The organism is Ottowia sp., from assembly GCF_046348305.1.
Classification (GTDB): domain Bacteria; phylum Pseudomonadota; class Gammaproteobacteria; order Burkholderiales; family Burkholderiaceae_C; genus Ottowia.
In genome coordinates, this window is record NZ_JAXMEM010000003.1 from 265725 (window position 1) to 281478 (window position 15754).

General features: G+C 67.9%; 15 protein-coding genes. 14 read left to right on the plus strand and 1 reads right to left on the minus strand.

Going from position 1 to position 15754, the window contains the following annotated elements; translation table 11 throughout:
* Positions 1–34 precede the first annotated feature (34 nt).
* From argB to U1F38_RS01405, 12 genes are all read left to right on the plus strand, one after another.
* The gene (gene argB / locus U1F38_RS01350) at positions 35–928 is read left to right on the plus strand and encodes an acetylglutamate kinase (RefSeq protein ID WP_409985256.1); all 894 of its coding nucleotides are present in this window, start codon (positions 35–37) and stop codon (positions 926–928) included.
* A gap of 209 nt (positions 929–1137) precedes the next feature.
* The gene (gene slmA / locus U1F38_RS01355) at positions 1138–1791 is read left to right on the plus strand and encodes a nucleoid occlusion factor SlmA (RefSeq protein ID WP_409985257.1); all 654 of its coding nucleotides are present in this window, start codon (positions 1138–1140) and stop codon (positions 1789–1791) included.
* A gap of 58 nt (positions 1792–1849) precedes the next feature.
* On the plus strand, positions 1850–2719 hold the full coding sequence (locus U1F38_RS01360; RefSeq protein WP_409985258.1) for a fumarylacetoacetate hydrolase family protein: 870 nt from the start codon (positions 1850–1852) through the stop codon (positions 2717–2719).
* Positions 2720–3044: 325 nt separating this feature from the next.
* Complete coding sequence (locus U1F38_RS01365) at positions 3045–3713, plus strand: TetR/AcrR family transcriptional regulator (protein ID WP_409985259.1); 669 nt, start codon at positions 3045–3047, stop codon at positions 3711–3713.
* Positions 3714–3729: 16 nt separating this feature from the next.
* Entirely contained in the window at positions 3730–5526 is a 1797-nt protein-coding gene (locus tag U1F38_RS01370) for an acyl-CoA dehydrogenase C-terminal domain-containing protein (protein WP_409985260.1), read from the plus strand.
* 133 nt (positions 5527–5659) lie between these two features.
* Complete coding sequence (locus U1F38_RS01375) at positions 5660–6094, plus strand: DUF2147 domain-containing protein (RefSeq protein ID WP_409985261.1); 435 nt, start codon at positions 5660–5662, stop codon at positions 6092–6094.
* 177 nt (positions 6095–6271) lie between these two features.
* On the plus strand, positions 6272–8671 hold the full coding sequence (locus tag U1F38_RS01380) for a 3-hydroxyacyl-CoA dehydrogenase/enoyl-CoA hydratase family protein (protein WP_409985262.1): 2400 nt from the start codon (positions 6272–6274) through the stop codon (positions 8669–8671).
* 171 nt (positions 8672–8842) lie between these two features.
* Complete coding sequence (locus U1F38_RS01385) at positions 8843–9256, plus strand: endonuclease domain-containing protein (RefSeq protein ID WP_409985782.1); 414 nt, start codon at positions 8843–8845, stop codon at positions 9254–9256.
* Positions 9253–10461, plus strand: a complete 1209-nt coding sequence (locus U1F38_RS01390) for an acetyl-CoA C-acyltransferase (protein ID WP_409985263.1) — start codon at positions 9253–9255, stop codon at positions 10459–10461. The genes U1F38_RS01385 and U1F38_RS01390 overlap by 4 nt, the downstream gene beginning before the upstream one ends.
* A 91-nt stretch (positions 10462–10552) precedes the next feature.
* Positions 10553–11413, plus strand: a complete 861-nt coding sequence (locus tag U1F38_RS01395; RefSeq protein ID WP_409985264.1) for an acyl-CoA thioesterase — start codon at positions 10553–10555, stop codon at positions 11411–11413.
* Positions 11414–11623: 210 nt separating this feature from the next.
* Positions 11624–12367, plus strand: a complete 744-nt coding sequence (locus U1F38_RS01400) for an SDR family oxidoreductase (protein WP_409985265.1) — start codon at positions 11624–11626, stop codon at positions 12365–12367.
* Between the two features lie 184 nt (positions 12368–12551).
* A complete protein-coding gene (locus tag U1F38_RS01405) occupies positions 12552–13151 on the plus strand; it encodes a 2-hydroxychromene-2-carboxylate isomerase (protein ID WP_409985266.1) in 600 nt (199 codons plus the stop codon).
* 1 nt (position 13152) lies between these two features.
* Here the strand turns inward: U1F38_RS01405 and U1F38_RS01410 are convergent, their stop codons facing one another.
* Positions 13153–14205 carry a tellurite resistance/C4-dicarboxylate transporter family protein gene (locus tag U1F38_RS01410; RefSeq protein WP_409985267.1) on the minus strand — a complete coding sequence of 351 codons (1053 nt, stop codon included), beginning with the start codon at positions 14203–14205 and terminating at the stop codon, positions 13153–13155.
* A gap of 89 nt (positions 14206–14294) precedes the next feature.
* Between U1F38_RS01410 and U1F38_RS01415 the strand changes: the two genes are divergently transcribed.
* Complete coding sequence (locus U1F38_RS01415; RefSeq protein WP_409985268.1) at positions 14295–15068, plus strand: enoyl-CoA hydratase; 774 nt, start codon at positions 14295–14297, stop codon at positions 15066–15068.
* An 86-nt stretch (positions 15069–15154) separates the two neighbouring features.
* Positions 15155–15643: a thioesterase family protein gene (locus tag U1F38_RS01420; protein ID WP_409985269.1), complete on the plus strand. Its 489-nt coding sequence runs from the start codon at positions 15155–15157 to the stop codon at positions 15641–15643.
* The last annotated feature ends 111 nt before the right edge of the window (positions 15644–15754 follow it).

Genomic DNA, 15754 nt, shown 5'->3' on the forward strand with positions numbered 1-15754 from the left:
CTTGCCGCTTTTCACCCGACCCCCACCGCCTGCCATGACCCTCGAAACCAACGCCTCCACCGCGCGCGCCAAGGCCGACATCCTGGCGCAGGCGCTGCCCTACATCCGCCAGTTCCATGGCAAGACCATGGTCATCAAGTATGGCGGCAACGCCATGACCGATCCGGCCCTGCAGCAGGCCTTTGCCGAGGACGTGGTGCTGCTCAAGCTGGTGGGCATCAACCCGGTGGTGGTGCACGGCGGCGGCCCACAGATCGAGACGGCCTTGAAGCGCCTGGGCAAGCAGGGCCGCTTCATCCAGGGCATGCGCGTGACCGACGCCGAGACCATGGAGGTGGTGGAGTGGGTGCTGGCCGGCGAGGTGCAGCAGGACATCGTGGGCCTGATCAACCAGGCCGGCGGCAAGGCCGTGGGCCTGACGGGCCGCGACGGCGGCATGATCCGCGCGCGCAAGCTGCGCATGGTGGACAGCAAGGACCCCGGCGTGGAGCACGACGTGGGCCAGGTGGGCGACATCGAGCACATCGACCCGGCGGTGGTCAAGGCGCTGCAGGACGACCAGTTCATCCCGGTGGTCAGCCCGATCGGCTACGGCAGCCACAACGAGAGCTACAACATCAACGCCGACGTGGTGGCCGCGCGCCTGGCCATGGTGCTGGCCGCCGAGAAGCTGCTGATGCTGACCAACATCCCCGGCGTGCTGGACAAGCACGGCCAGCTGCTGCCCGAGCTGACGCCTGCGGCGATTGACGCGCTGGTGCAGGACGGCACCATCTCCGGCGGCATGATCCCCAAGATCAGCGGCGCGCTGGATGCTGCCAAGAGCGGCGTGAACGCCGTGCACATCATCGACGGGCGCGTGCCGCACGCCATGCTGCTGGAGGTGCTGACGGACCAGGCCTTCGGCACCATGATCAAGAAAAGCTGACCACCCCCGTTGCTCCGCCCGCTGCGCGGTGTTGCGGCATTCCCCCTCCAGGGGACATCGCCAGCGACCGGGGAGACTCGGGCCCCGGCGGTCGCCGGCGCGGCCTGCTTTGCGGCCTCTCAAATCACCGAGTTTTGCGGGCGGCGGGCCCCAGTGGTCACCGCGCGGGATGCTGTGCGAGAATCATTTGGACACACCCGACCGCCGCCATGCCGCCCGACGACGCCCCCGCCAGCACGGCCGACCCGGCCCTCGACGCCACCGCTGCGCCGCGCAAGCGCGCCAAGCCGGGCGAGCGGCGCGAGCAGATCCTGCAAACGCTGGCGGCCATGCTGGAGCAGCCGGGCGCCGAGCGCATCACCACCGCCGCGCTGGCCGCGCGCCTGCAGGTGAGCGAGGCGGCGCTGTACCGGCACTTTGCCAGCAAGGCGCAGATGTTCGAGGCGCTGATCGACTTCATCGAGTCCAGCGTGTTCGGCCTGATCAACCAGATCGCTGCGCGCGAGCCGGCGGGCGCCGCGCAGGCCGCGCGCATCACGGCCATGGTGTTGCAGTTCGGCGAGCGCAACCCCGGCATGACGCGGGTGATGGTGGGCGACGCGCTGGTGGGCGAGCACGAGCGCCTGCAGGCGCGCATGAACCAGCTGTTCGACAAGCTGGAGGCCGCGCTGCGCCAAAGCCTGCGCGACGGCGCGGCGCAAGACGACGGCGCGCTGACGCCCGACGCCAACGCCAAGCTGTCGGCGGCGCTGCTGGTGGCCTTTGTCGCGGGGCGCCTGCAGCGCTTTGCCCGTTCGGGTTTTCGGCGCAGCCCGAGCGAGCAACTGGACGCTTGTCTGGCACGAATGCTATCAATGATGTAGCTGTTTGCGATTGATGGATAAGGGCAAAAACTGTTTTTCTTGATTTTTGGAGCAAATCATGAAGCTGGTGCGCCATGGTCCCATGGGCAAGGAAAAACCCGGTCTGATCGATGACGCCGGCGTGCTGCGCGATCTGTCGGCCCACGTGCCCGACATCGGCCCGGCGCAACTGGGCGACGCGGCGCTGGCACGGCTGGCGCGGCTCAAGCCGGCATCGCTGCCCGCCGTGCGCGGCCGCCCGCGCCTGGGCTGTCCGGTGGCGGGCGTGGGCAAGTTCATCGCCATCGGCCTGAACTACGCCGACCATGCGGCCGAGTCCGGCGCCCCGGTGCCCAGCGAGCCGGTCATCTTCAGCAAGGCCATTTCCTGCATCCAGGGGCCCGACGATGCGGTGATGCTGCCCAAGGGCTCGAAGAAGACCGACTGGGAGGTCGAGCTGGGCGTGGTGATTGGCCGCACGGCGCGCCATGTGGCGCAAAAGGACGCGCTGGCGCACGTGGCCGGCTACTGCGTGGTCAACGACGTCAGCGAGCGCGAATTCCAGATCGAGCGCGGCGGCACCTGGGACAAGGGCAAGGGCTGCGACACCTTCGGCCCCATCGGCCCCTGGCTGGTGACGCGCAGCGACGTGCCCAACCCGCAGCGCCTGGGCCTGTGGCTGGATGTGAATGGCGAGCGCATGCAGACCGGCCACACCCGCACCATGATTTTCAGCGTGGCGCGGCTGATCGCCTACACCAGCCGCTTCATTACGCTGCATCCCGGCGACGTGCTGACCACCGGCACCCCGCCGGGCGTGGGCATGGGCCGGCGCGACGCGGCCGGGCGGCCGGCGCCGCGCTACCTGAAGGCCGGCGACGTGATGACGCTGGGCGTCGACGGGCTGGGCCAGCAGCGGCAGGCGGTGCTGGCGTATCGGGCGGCTTGACCCGCCCGTGGCGATAGACGTCCCGGGGCTCTTGTTTGGCTGGGCGCCGCCTGCGCGCAATGGGCGTGCCGGTGCAGCGCACGCTGTGGTTGCCGGCGAGTCCGTCCCCGCGCTGGCCGATGCGCAGGGATTCACGGGTTGACAGACCCCGCCGACGCACGCACAGTGCCTTGAGAAGCCGAGAGCCTGTAAAAAAAATCCCTCACGCCCGCCCTGACTGCCAGAACGGTCCCTAGGGTAAATACCGAGTTCGGCGTGGGCCCATTGTCTTGGCAATACTTGAAAATCGCGTCAAAATAGCACGACCGTTCGTTTTATTTAAACTGTGCTCAAGGCCGCTGCACCCACCCGCTCCCACACCGCCGTCCGCGCCGGTGGCGGGGTACGCACGCACGCCAAGGGCGAGCAGACGCGCGCCGAGATCGTCGCCGTCGCTCTGGCCATGGCGGCGCGCGTGGGGCTGGAGGGCCTGTCCATCGGCACGCTGGCCGACGCGGTGGGCAAGAGCAAGTCAGGCGTGTTTGCCCACTTCGGATCGCGCGAGGACTTGCAGATCGCCGTGGTGCGCGAGTACTACCGGCGCTTCGAGACCGAGGTGTTCGCCCCCGCCATGCGCAAGCCGCGCGGCCTGCCGCGGGTGCGCGCGCTGTTCGAGAACTGGATGCGCCACACCAGCGCCGAGCTGCAGTCGGGCTGCATTTTCATCAGCGGCGCGGTCGAGTTCGACGACCGGCCCGGCCCCGTGCGCGACGCGCTGGCCGAAGCGGTCGACGCATGGATCGGTGCCATGACGCGCGCCGTGGCGCAGGCCTGCGAGGAAAAGCACCTGGCCGCCGGCGCCGATCCAGGCCAGATCAGCTTCGAGATTCACGCATTGATCCTGGCGCTGCACTACGAGGCGCGCTTCATGCGGCGCACCGGTTCGATGGCCCGCGCCAGGCAAGGTTTCGCCAACATCATCCAGCGCTACGGCGCCCCACCCTCAACCCCCTGATAGGAGAGCCCCCGCCATGCCCAGCTACACCCCGCCCCTGCGCGACATGCACTTCGTGCTGCACGAAGTGTTCGGCGCCGTCGATCAGCTCAAGGCCATGCCGCGCTTTGCCGATGTCGATGCCGACACGCTCAACGCGGTGCTGGAAGAAGGCGGCAAGTTCGCCGCCGGCGTGCTGCAACCCATCAACCTGAGCGGCGACGCGGAAGGCTGCACGCTGGACAAGGCCACGCACACCGTAACGGCGCCCAAGGGCTTCAAGGAGGCCTATCAAAAATACGTCGAAGGCGGCTGGCCGGCGCTGACCTGCGAGCCTGAATACGGCGGTCAGGGCCTGCCGCACGTGCTGAGCGTGTGCGTGTCGGAGATGCTCAACAGCGCCAACCAGGCCTGGACCATGTACCCCGGCCTGGCGCACGGCGTGTACGCCGCGGTGCACGCACATGGCAGCCAGGCGCTGAAAGACCTGTACCTGCCCAAGCTGACCAGCGGCGAATGGGCCGGCACCATGTGCCTGACCGAGCCGCACTGTGGCACCGACCTGGGTCTTTTGCGCACCAAGGCCGAGCCGCAGGCCGATGGCAGCTACAAGGTTACCGGCAGCAAGATTTTCATCAGCGCGGGCGAGCACGACTTCACGCCCAACATCGTGCACCTGGTGCTGGCGCGCCTGCCCGATGCGCCCGCGGGCAGCAAGGGCATCAGCCTGTTCATCGTGCCCAAGTTCAAGGTCAAGGCCGATGGATCGCTGGGTGAGCGCAATCCCGTGGTGTGCACCGGCATCGAGCACAAGATGGGCATTCACGGCAACGCCACCTGCCAGCTCAGCCTGGACGGTGCCGAAGGGTTCATGGTGGGCGAGCCCAACAAGGGCCTGATGGCCATGTTCGTGATGATGAACGGCGCGCGCCTGGGCGTGGGCAACCAGTCGCTGGGCCTGACCGAAGTGGCCTATCAAAACGCGCTGGCCTACGCCAAGGACCGCCTGCAGATGCGCAGCCTGTCGGGCCCCAAGGCCAAGGACAAGCCGGCCGACCCGATCATCGTGCACCCCGACGTGCGCAAGATGCTGCTGACCGCCAAGGCCTACGCCGAGGGCGGGCGCGCGCTGGCCACCTGGTGCGCGCTGCTGCTGGACCAGGCCGAGCACCATCCGGACGACAAAGTGCGCAAGGACAGCGAGGAGATGGTGGCGCTGCTGACGCCCATCGTCAAAGCCTTCTTGACCGACAACGGCTTTGCCGCCACCAACGCCTGCATGCAGGTGTACGGCGGGCACGGCTACATCCACGAGACGGGCGCCGAGCAGTTCGTGCGCGACGCGCGCATCAACATGATCTACGAGGGCACCAACACCGTGCAGGCGCTGGACCTGCTGGGCCGCAAGGTGCTGATGAACCAGGGCGCCACGCTGAAAAAGCTGGGCAAGCAGATCGAGGCCTTGATGCGCGAAGAGGGCGTGAGCGAGCCCATGGCCGAGTTCATCAACCCGCTGGCGGGCCTGGCCGACAAGTTCACCAAGTTCACCACCGAGATCGGCTTCAAGGGCATGACCAACCCCGACGAAGTGGGGGCAGCTGCCACCGACTTCTTGCGCGTGGCCGGGCACATGGTGTTCGGCTATCTGTTTGCGCGCATGGCCAGCGTGGCGCTGGGGCAGATCGCCGCCGGCAACACCGATCCGTTCTACGCCGCCAAGCTGCAAACCGCGCGCTTTTACTTTGCGCGCCTGTTCCCCGAAACGGCCAGCCTGATGATCACCGCGCGCGCCGGCGCGGCGAACCTGCTGGACACCGAGGCGGCGCTGGCTTGATGTTTTGCTCCCTCCCCCGCTGGGGGAGGGTTGGGGTGGGGGCTGGCGGCGCGCCCATGGGCGGCGGCCGCCCCCATCCCTACCTTCCCCCAAAGGGGGAAGGAGTTTTTAAACAAATTGCACGGGAGCCCTCATGAAACAAGCGCTGACAGCTATCGCATTGGGAGCGTTCCTGCTCCCCGCCCTGGCCCAGATGAGCCCCATCGGCACCTGGAACAGCATCGACGACAAGACCAAGGAGCCCAAGGCCGAGATCCGCATCACCGATGGGGCCAATGGCCTGTCCGGCCGCATCGAAAAGACGCTGCGCAAGGACGCTGACCCCAAGGCCACCTGCACCGAATGCCAGGACGAGCGCAAGGGCCAGCCCATGGTGGGCCTGGAGATCATCCGCGGCGGCAAGAAGGATGCGGACAAGGACACGTGGGAGGGCGGCAAAATTTTGGACCCCGAAAACGGCAAGGAGTACCGCGCCAGCTTCACCCCCATCGAGGGCGGCAAGCAGTTGCAGGTGCGCGGCTACCTGGGGCCGTTCTGGCGCACGCAGACCTGGGTGCGGGTGAAATGAACCCACCCCCGTTGCTCCACTCGCTGCGCGATGTTGCGCCTCCCCCCTCGAAGGGGGCATCGCCAGTGGCCGGGGAAACCCCGGCCACGGCGATCACTCGAATGGCCTGTTCCACGGCCTCTCGATTTTTTTGGTTTTATCCGCTGCGGCTGGTGCGCAGCGCTATGGACAACTGATATGAACCGATTCAACGTCAAAAAAGTCGCCGTGCTCGGCGCCGGGGTGATGGGCGCGCAGATTGCGGCGCAGCTGGTCAACCTGAAGGTGCCGGTCGTGCTGTTTGATCTTCCCGCCAAGGAAGGTCCGAAGAACGGCATCGTGCTGAATGCGATCGCCAACCTGAAAAAGCTCAAACCCTCGCCCATCGGCGTGGCCAGCGACGCGGATTTGATCGAACCCGCCAACTACGACGATGACCTGAAGAAGCTCAAGGGCTGCGATCTGATCATCGAGGCGATTGCCGAGCGCATGGACTGGAAGAGCGACCTGTATCACAAGATCGCCGCCTCGGTGGCCAAGAACGCCATCCTGGCTTCCAACACCTCCGGCCTGTCGATCACCGAGCTCTCCCAGGCGCTGCCTGAGCAGCTGCGCCCGCGCTTTTGCGGCATCCACTTCTTCAACCCGCCGCGCTACATGCATCTGGTGGAGCTGATCGCCACGCCGACCACCGAGCCCGGCGTGCTCGACCAGCTGGAGGCCTTTGTCACCAGCGGCCTGGGCAAGGGCGTGGTGCGTGCCAAGGACACGCCCAACTTCATCGCCAACCGCATCGGCATCGGCAACCTGCTGATGACGATGAAGGAGGTGGAGCGCTACGGCCTGACGTATGACGTGGTGGACGACCTCACGGGCAAGCGCCTGGGCCGCGCCAGCAGCGGCACCTTCCGCACCGCCGACGTGGTGGGGCTGGACACGCTGGGCCACGTCATCACCACGCAGCAGACCAAGCTGAGTGCGGACAGCGACCCTTTCTACGCCGCCTTCAACACGCCGGCCGATCTGGCGAAATTGATCGAACTGGGCAACCTGGGCCAGAAGACCAAGGCCGGCTACTTCAAGAAGGCCGGACGCGACGTGCTGCGCTTTGACCTGAAAAGCGGCGGCTACGTGCCCGCGGGCGCCAAGGCCAACGCGGTGTATGGCCGCATGCTGCAACGCCCCGCGGCCGAGCGGCTGAAGCTGCTGCGCGACGCGACCGGCGCCGAGGGGCAGTTCTTGTGGGCCATTCTGCGCAACGGCTTTCACTACGCCGCCGTGCACCTGCAAGCCATTGCCCACAGCGCGCGCGACGTGGACCAGGCCATGCGCTGGGGCTTTGGCATGAAGCAAGGCCCCTTCGAACTGTGGCAGGAGGCCGGCTGGCTGGAGGTGGCCCAGATGGTGCAGGCCGACATCGATGCCGGCAAGGCCATCTGCAAGGCGCCGCTGCCCGAGTGGGTGTTCAAGGGTCCGGTGGCCGAGGCGGGCGGCGTGCACACGGACAAGGGCTCGTGGAACCCGAGCACCGGCGCCTTCGAGCCGCGCCGCAGCTTGCCCGTGTACCAGCGACAAATTTTCCCGGAGCTGCTGCTGGGCGAAGCTGGCGCGCGGCCCGAGTCCTCGGGCAAGACCGTGTTCGAGGACAAGGCGATCCGCGTGTGGACGCTGGATGACGAGGTGCTGATCGCCTCGCTCAAGACCAAGATGCACGTCATCAGCCCGCAGGTGGCCGAGGGTTTCACCACCGCCTTGCAGACGGCCGAGAGCGACTACCAGGGCCTGGTGATCTGGCACGACAGCGAGCCCTTCTCGGTCGGCGCCGATCTCGAATCCATGCTGCCCGGCTACGTCGCCGGCGGGGCCGACCTGGTCGGCTCGATGGAGCAGGAGCTGCAGGAGATGATGCTGCGCGTGCGCTATGCGCAGGTGCCGGTCGTTGCCGCCATCCGCGGCATGGCGCTCGGCGGCGGCTGTGAGCTGTCGGTGCACTGTGCGCGCCGCGTGGCGCACCTGGAGAGCTACATGGGCCTGGTCGAAGTCGGCGTGGGCCTGGTGCCCGGCGGCGGCGGCCTGGCGTTCATCGCGCGCCGCGCGGCCGAGAACGCGCAGGCCAGCACGGGCAAGGACTTGCTGCCCTTCCTGACCGAGGGCTTCACGGCCGCGGCCATGGCCAAGGTGGGCACCAGCGCCATCGAGTCGCGCCAGTTGGGCTACCTGCTGTGGAGCGACGTGATCGTGCCGCACAAGGACGAACTGCTGCACGTGGCCGTGAGCGAGGCCAAGGCCATGCACGCGGCCGGCTGGCGCGCGCCGGCCAAGCGCCTGTTCCCGGTCGCGGGGCGCGACGGCGCGGCCACCATCAGCGGCCAGTTGGTCAACATGCGCGACGGCGGCTTCATCAGCGAGCACGACTTTCACATCGCGCGCCAGATCGCCCACGTGGTGACCGGCGGCGATGTCGATCCGGGCACGCTGGTCAGCGAGGAATATCTGATGACGCTGGAGCGGCGCGCCTTCACGGGCCTGCTGGGTCACCCCAAGACGCAGGCGCGCATCATGGGCATGCTGGCGACGGGCAGGCCGGTGAGGAATTGAGGCGAGCCCCATGTGCACGCACGCGCCGGTATTTCTCCCTCCCCCTCTGGGGGAGGGCAGGGGTGGGGGCCAGCGGCGCCGCACGGTTCAGCGGGCTGTGCGGCTGAGCCGGACAGCCCCCATCCCAACCTTCCCCCAGAGGGGGAAGGAGCCAGTCAGGGCGGCGTGAACATGCAAGACCAAGCAACGTCAAGAGCACGTGCCAATGCACGCACGCTGCGCAGCGCCATGACCGACGGCGAGCGTCGGCTGTGGTCGCGTCTGCGCGGCGAGCAGTTGAGCGTGAAATTTCGCCGCCAGCACCCGCTGGGTTCGTATGTGGCGGACTTTGCCTGCCTGGAGCCGCGCCTGATCGTCGAGCTCGACGGTTCGCAGCACGCCGATCAAGTCGGGTACGACGCCAGGCGCGATGCATTTTTCGAAGCGCAAGGCTTTGCCGTGCTGCGCTTTGCGGCCGATGCGCCGTTCACGAATCTCGACGGGGTGCTGCATGTGATCGCTGCGCAATTGCAAGCGCCGCTGGCCCCCACCTCAACCCTCCCCCGGCGGGGGAGGGAGTCAAACACCCAAGGAGTCTCATCATGACCAAACCAATCCAGGACGCCTACATCGTCGCCGCCACGCGCACGCCCATCGGGCGCTCGCACAAGGGCTATTTCAAGAACACCCGGCCCGACGAGCTGCTGGCCAGCGTGCTGCGCTCGGCGCTCAAGCAGGCGCCGGGGCTGGACCCGGCGGCGATCGAGGACCTGATCTGCGGCTGCGCCATCCCCGAGGCGCAGCAAGGCCTGAACGTGGCGCGCATCGGCGCGGTGCTGGCGGGCCTGCCCAAGTCGGTGGGTGGCATCACCGTCAACCGCTTTTGCGCCTCGGGTCTGTCGGCTGTGCAGATGGCGGCCGATCGCATCCGCGTGGGCGAGGCCGAGGTGATGATTGCCGCCGGCGTGGAAAGCATGAGCATGGTGCCGATGATGGGCAACGCACCTTCGCTGTCGCCCACCATCTTTGCCGACACCCACAACATCGACGACTACGGCATCGCCTACGGCATGGGTCTGACGGCCGAGAAGGTGGCGCAGCAGTGGCAGGTCACGCGCGAGGCGCAGGACGCGTTTGCCCTGCAGTCCAACCAGCGCGCGGTGGCGGCTATTGCCGCGGGCGAGTTCAAGGACGAGATCACGCCCGTCGAGGTGACGGCGCGCGGCGCCAACCTCAAGACCGGCGAGCCCATCGTGAGCACGCGCACGGTGGACATCGACGAAGGCCCGCGCCCCGACACCAGCCTGGAGGGCCTGGGCAAGCTGCGCCCGGTGTTTGCCGCGCGCGGCAGCGTGACGGCGGGCAACAGCAGCCAGACCAGCGACGGCGCGGGCGCGCTGATCCTGGCCAGCGAGGCGGCCGTCAAGCGCTTTGGATTGACGCCGCTGGCGCGCTTCGTGTCCTTTGCCGCGCGTGGCGTGCCGCCGCACATCATGGGCATCGGGCCGATCGAGGCCATCCCGGCGGCGCTCAAGAATGCGGGCCTCAAGCAGGACGCGCTGGACTGGATCGAGCTGAACGAGGCCTTTGCCGCGCAGTCGCTGGCGGTGATGAACACCCTCAAGCTCGACCCCGCCAAGGTCAACCCCATGGGCGGCGCCATCGCACTGGGCCATCCGCTGGGCGCGACGGGCGCCATCCGCTCGGCCACCGTGGTGCACGCGCTGCGCCGCAAGCAGCTCAAGTACGGCATGGTGACCATGTGCGTGGGCATGGGGCAGGGCGCGGCGGGCATCTTCGAGCGCGTGTGAGCGGCGGTGCCGTTCGGCGTCGAGTTTTCAAGTGATATCGGCCGCTGGCGCTTGCCCATCAAGCGCAGGCAGCTATTGATTGGATAGTGGCATGGATCTGGATACCGGCATCGTTTCGCACGCCTTCGACCGCGCCGTGGCGCTGGAGCCGCTGGCGCCAGGCGCCGCCGGCGCGCCCCGGCGCTTTCGCGGCCACACCAGCGCCGAGTACGCCAACATGGTCGGCCCCTTTGGCGGCATCACCGCCGCGCAGGCGCTGCAGGCCGTCATGCTGCACCCCGACCGGCTGGGCGATCCGGTGGCCTTCACCGGCAACTTTGCGGCCGCGTTGGCCGATGGCGCGTTCACCGCCGAAGCCCAGCCCGTGCGCACCAACCGATCGACCCAGCACTGGGTCGCGACCGTGCACCAGCCCGACGCCGCAGGCCAGGACGTGGTGGTGTTCACCGCCACCGTGGTCACGGCCGTGCGGCGCCAGACCTGGAGCGCCACCGACCTCGCCATGCCCGCGGCGCCCGCAGTCGATGCCGTGCCCCGCCTGCCGCCCAACCGGCGCGTGGCCTGGTTCAACCGCTACGACATGCGCGTTTTCGAGGGCCCGCTGCCGCGCGAATGGAACGGCGCCGAAACCCCGGGCAGCGAAACCGGCCTGTGGGTGCGCGACGATCCGCCGCGCCCGCTGGACTTTGCCAGCCTGACGGCGCTGTGCGATGCGTTCTACCCCCGCGTGTGGCTGCGCCGCGCCACCCTGACGCCCATCGGCACCATTTCGTTCACGGTCTACTTCCACGTCGATGCGGCGGCGCTGGCTGCCACCGGCTGCGGCCACCTGCTGGCGCAGGCGCGCGGGCAGCGCTTTTTCAACGGGTACTTCGACCAGAGCGGCGCGCTGTGGAGCGCCGGCGGACCGTTGCTGGCGACGACGCATCAGTTGGTGTACTTCAAGGAGTAGGGGTGTTGGATCGCTTGCAAACAGCCGGACGCAGAGGACGCAAAAATCACGCAGAGGACGCAAAAAATACCCGAATGAATTGCTCTTGAAAAAAGAGCTACCTTGGCTTGTTCATAAAGGGCTGCGAGGCAATTTCATTTTTGAATTTTTTGCGTCCTCTGCGAATCCTTTGCGCCCTCTGCGTTCGGCTGTTTTCTTTGGAGATTCACCATGCCCCCCAAAGCCGCCCTGATCGTCGGCGCCGGTGACGCCACCGGCGGCGCCATCGCCCGCGCCTTTGCGCTTGAAGGCTACGTCGCCTGCGTCAACCGTCGGCACGAAGACAAGCTGGCGCCGCTGGTGGCGCAGATCGAGGCCGAGGGCGGCGCGGCGCGCGGCTTTGGCAGCGACGCGCGCGAGGAAGAGCAGGTGGCGGCGCTGGTGGAGCGCGTCGAGGCCGAGGTGGGGCCCATCGAGGTGCTGGTGTTCAACATCGGCGCCAACGTGCCCGAAAGCATCCTGACCGAGACCGCGCGCAAGTACCGCAAGGTGTGGGAGATGGCCTGCTTTGCGGGTTTTCTGAACGCGCGCGAAGTGGCCCAGCGCATGGTGGCGCGCCCCATGCCGGCCAGCGGTCACCGGGGCACCATCCTGTTCACGGGGGCCACCGCCTCGCTGCGTGGCGGCGCGCGTTTTGCGGCGTTTTCGGGCGCCAAGATGGCGCTGCGCGCGCTGGCGCAAAGCATGGCGCGCGAGCTGGGTCCCGAGGGCATTCATGTGGCGCACACGGTGATCGACGGCGGCATCGACACCGAGTTCATCCGCACGCAGTTTCCCGAGCGCTATGCGCTGAAGGCGCAGGACGGCATCCTGAACCCCGAACACATTGCGCAGAACTACGTGATGCTGCACCGCCAGCCGCGCGATGCGTGGACACACGAGTTGGACCTGCGGCCGTGGTGTGAGAAATTTTGACCACCCCCGTTGCTCCACTCGCTGCGCGATGTTTCGCCTCCGCCCTCGAGGGGGCGTCGCCAGTGCCCAGGGAGACCCTGGTCACGGCGATCGCTGGCGTGGCCTGCTCCGCGACCATTGGACTTGCTCGGGTGGACGCGTGGCCGTCGATGGCTGCGATGATGCAAGCGTAGAAGGAGCAAGCATGAGCCGCAAGACCGTCGAGTTCTATTTCGACTTCGGCAGCCCCGCCGCCTACCTGGCCTGGGCGCAGTTGCCCGCGCTGTGCGACGAGGCCGGCGCCGAGTTGATCCACAAGCCCATGCTGCTGGGCGCGGTGTTCCAGGCCACGGGCAACCGATCGCCCGCCGAGGTGCCGGCCAAGAGCCGCTACGTGCGCCGCGACTTCGAGCGCCATGCCGCGCGCCACGGCGTGCCGCTGCACTTCAACCCGTACTTTCCCATCAACACCCTGGTGCTGATGCGCGGCGCCACGGCCATGCAGATGCAGGACGGCGGCGCGCGCTTTGGCGACTATTGCGCCACCGTGTTTCGCGCCATGTGGGTCGATGAAAAGAACATGAACGACCCGGCCGTGGTGGGCGCCGTGTTGCAGGCGGGCGGCTTCGATGCGCCGGCGTTCATGGCTCTCGTTGCTCAGCCGGCCGTCAAGGATCGCCTGAAGGCCGTGACCGAAGAGGCCGTGGCGCGCGGCGTGTTCGGCGCGCCGACGATGTTCGTGGGCGAGCAGATGTTCTGGGGCCAGGACCGGCTGCAGTGGGTGCGCGAGGCGCTGGCCGCGTGAATCAGCGGCGCTGGCGCGCCCACTGCCCCACGCGGTGCAGCAAGCCGCCAAACGCCAGCCCCCACGCCAGCACCGCCGCCGTGCCGAACAGCGGCGGCAGCCATTGCAAGAAGTGCAGATCCAGCGCTTGGATCAGATCGAACGTGCACACCGCATACATGCCCAGCGGAAATACCGCGCCCCAGTACATCGGGTCGTAGCGCAGCGGCACGCGCTCGATGACATGGCGCCACACGCCCAGCACCAGCAAGAGCGGAATCCACCAGGTGCCGCTGGCCCAGTAAAACAGCGTGAAGCCCTCGATGAAGGGCCGCAGCGGATGCAGGAAGGGCGCCTGCGGCGTGGCCATGGTCAGCAGCGTGCCCGCCAGGGTGGAAATGGCCATGGCGCCCATGTTGATCCAGTAGGGCGGTGTCAGGTCTTGCGCGGCGAGGGTGAAGAAGGTGTAGCGGTAGAAGATCAGCGTCATGATCCAGATGTAGAGCATGCCGCCCCACAGCCACAGCGCCAGCGCCAGGAAGTTCATGGCCATGCGCGGGCCCGCCGGGAGGCCGGGCGCCAGCAGCTCGCCCAGCACGGCTATCGACTGGGTGGCCACCACGGCCAGCAGCCAGGTGCCGCTGATGCCGCGGTCCAGCGTGGGCTTGACGGCCTTGGTGGTGAGCGCGGCGAAGATGCCGTAGGTCAGCAGCAGCCACAGCGCCACCGTCGCGCCCCACAGCGCCAGTGCCGCTTCGCGCGGCCCGCCCAGCAGCAGGCACTGGCAGCCCAGCACGCCCGAGCCCGCGACCATGGTGAAAAAGCCCGGACCGCGTCCGTGGTCGGTCAGGTCCTGCACCACGCGCGCCCGGTGGCGCATGAGGCGCAGCACGGTCAGCACCCACAGGCCGACGTACAGCACGATGTTGACGACCAGCAGCGCGCGCGCCAGCACCGGCCAGCCGAGCAGATGCAGGGCGATCGAGACGATGCCCGTGGCCATGACCATGCCGAAGTTGGCCGGCGACAAATCGGCCAGGGCGTGACGCAGCGGAGGCGGGGTGATGGCGGTCATCAGGCGTGATTGTGCGGGAGCGTCGCGCAGGCGGCACGGGCCGTGCGAGACGCGCGTTAGGATGGCTGGTTTCAAATCGAGAGGCATTCATGAGCGACATCCTCACCCACGTCGAAGCCGGCGTGATGACCCTGACCTTCAACCGGGTGGACAAGAAAAACTCCATCACTCGCGCCATGTACGCGGCGCTGGCCGACGGCCTGGAGCGGGCGGCGCAAGACGCCGCCGTGCGCGTGGCGCTGATCCAGGGCGACGCCACGGTGTTCTCGGCCGGCAACGATATCGGCGACTTTCAGAACGCGCCGGCCGACCCCGGCCCGCGCGAGCAGCAGCCGGTGTGGCGCTTTCTGCGCGCCATCGCCACGTTCCCCAAACCCATCGTGGCGGCGGTGTGCGGGCCGGCGGTGGGCGTGGGCACCACCCTGCTGCTGCATTGCGACCTGGTCTATGCCGGCGACAACGCGGCCTTTGCGCTGCCCTTCGTCAACCTGGGCCTGGTGCCCGAGGCCGCCTCCAGCCTGCTGCTGCCGCAGATGCTGGGCTATCACCGCGCGGCCGAGGCGCTGCTGCTGGGCGAGCCCTTCATGGCCGAGGCCGCGCTGGAAGTGGGCCTGGTCAACCGCGTGCTGCCGCCCACCGAATGCAATGCCGCGGCGCAGCAGCAGGCGCGCAAGCTGGCGGCCAAGCCGCTGGCCTCGCTGATCGAGACCAAGCGCCTGATGAAGGGCGGCCAGCAAGCCGCCGTGCTGGCGCGCATGGACGAGGAGGGCCAGCTCTTTGGCCGCATGCTGCACGAGCCCGCCGCGCGCGAGGCCTTTGCCGCCTTTGCCGAGCGACGCAAGCCCGATTTCAGCAAGATTTGAACCAAAAACGCCTCTTGCGCCCGCTGGGCAAGCGCAGGCAGCTATTGTTATGATAGTTGCCTGACCCAACACGCACCCGCCTTGCCATGAGCCCCCGCCCCGCAACCGTTTCGGCCCAGCCCTTCGAGCCCGCCTTTGTCGCGGGCTTGACGAGCATGTTCGAGGAGCGCATCGCCTTCAACAAGGTGCTGGGGCTCAAGCTGGCGGAGCTGAGCGGCGAGCGCGTTGTGTGCCGCATCGACATGCGGGCCGATCTGATCGGCCACTACCAGCACCAGCGCCTGCACGGCGGCGTGATCAGCGCGGCGCTGGACGCCACGGGCGGCATGGCGGTGATGGCGGCGATCGGTGCGCGCCACATGGATGAGCCGCCCGAGCAGCGCCTGGGGCGCTTTTCCAAGCTGGGCACGATCGACCTGCGCATCGACTACCTGCGCCCCGGCGTGGGGTCGCACTTCATGGCCAGCGCCGAGGTGATTCGCCTGGGATCGCGCGTGGCCAGCACGCGCATGGAGTTTCGTGCGGCCGACGGCCGCTTGCTGTCCACCGGCGCGGCGGCCTACATCGTGTCTTGAGAGGCAACACCCCCAGTCTCCACTCGCTGCGCGATGTTTCGCCCACCCCCTTGCAGGGGGCATCGCCAGTGGCCGGGAAAACCCCGGCCACGGCGATCACTGGCGTGGCCT

Coding starts and splice junctions, on each gene's coding strand:
- U1F38_RS01360 (WP_409985258.1), top strand. CDS start 1,850: ATGAAGCTGGTGCGCCATGGTCCCATGGGCAAGGAAAAACCCGGTCTG.
- U1F38_RS01415 (WP_409985268.1), top strand. CDS start 14,295: ATGAGCGACATCCTCACCCACGTCGAAGCCGGCGTGATGACCCTGACC.
- slmA (WP_409985257.1), top strand. CDS start 1,138: ATGCCGCCCGACGACGCCCCCGCCAGCACGGCCGACCCGGCCCTCGAC.
- U1F38_RS01385 (WP_409985782.1), top strand. CDS start 8,843: ATGCAAGACCAAGCAACGTCAAGAGCACGTGCCAATGCACGCACGCTG.
- U1F38_RS01380 (WP_409985262.1), top strand. CDS start 6,272: ATGAACCGATTCAACGTCAAAAAAGTCGCCGTGCTCGGCGCCGGGGTG.
- U1F38_RS01405 (WP_409985266.1), top strand. CDS start 12,552: ATGAGCCGCAAGACCGTCGAGTTCTATTTCGACTTCGGCAGCCCCGCC.
- U1F38_RS01375 (WP_409985261.1), top strand. CDS start 5,660: ATGAAACAAGCGCTGACAGCTATCGCATTGGGAGCGTTCCTGCTCCCC.
- U1F38_RS01410 (WP_409985267.1), bottom strand. CDS start 14,205: ATGACCGCCATCACCCCGCCTCCGCTGCGTCACGCCCTGGCCGATTTG.
- U1F38_RS01390 (WP_409985263.1), top strand. CDS start 9,253: ATGACCAAACCAATCCAGGACGCCTACATCGTCGCCGCCACGCGCACG.
- U1F38_RS01420 (WP_409985269.1), top strand. CDS start 15,155: ATGAGCCCCCGCCCCGCAACCGTTTCGGCCCAGCCCTTCGAGCCCGCC.
- argB (WP_409985256.1), top strand. CDS start 35: ATGACCCTCGAAACCAACGCCTCCACCGCGCGCGCCAAGGCCGACATC.
- U1F38_RS01395 (WP_409985264.1), top strand. CDS start 10,553: ATGGATCTGGATACCGGCATCGTTTCGCACGCCTTCGACCGCGCCGTG.
- U1F38_RS01400 (WP_409985265.1), top strand. CDS start 11,624: ATGCCCCCCAAAGCCGCCCTGATCGTCGGCGCCGGTGACGCCACCGGC.
- U1F38_RS01370 (WP_409985260.1), top strand. CDS start 3,730: ATGCCCAGCTACACCCCGCCCCTGCGCGACATGCACTTCGTGCTGCAC.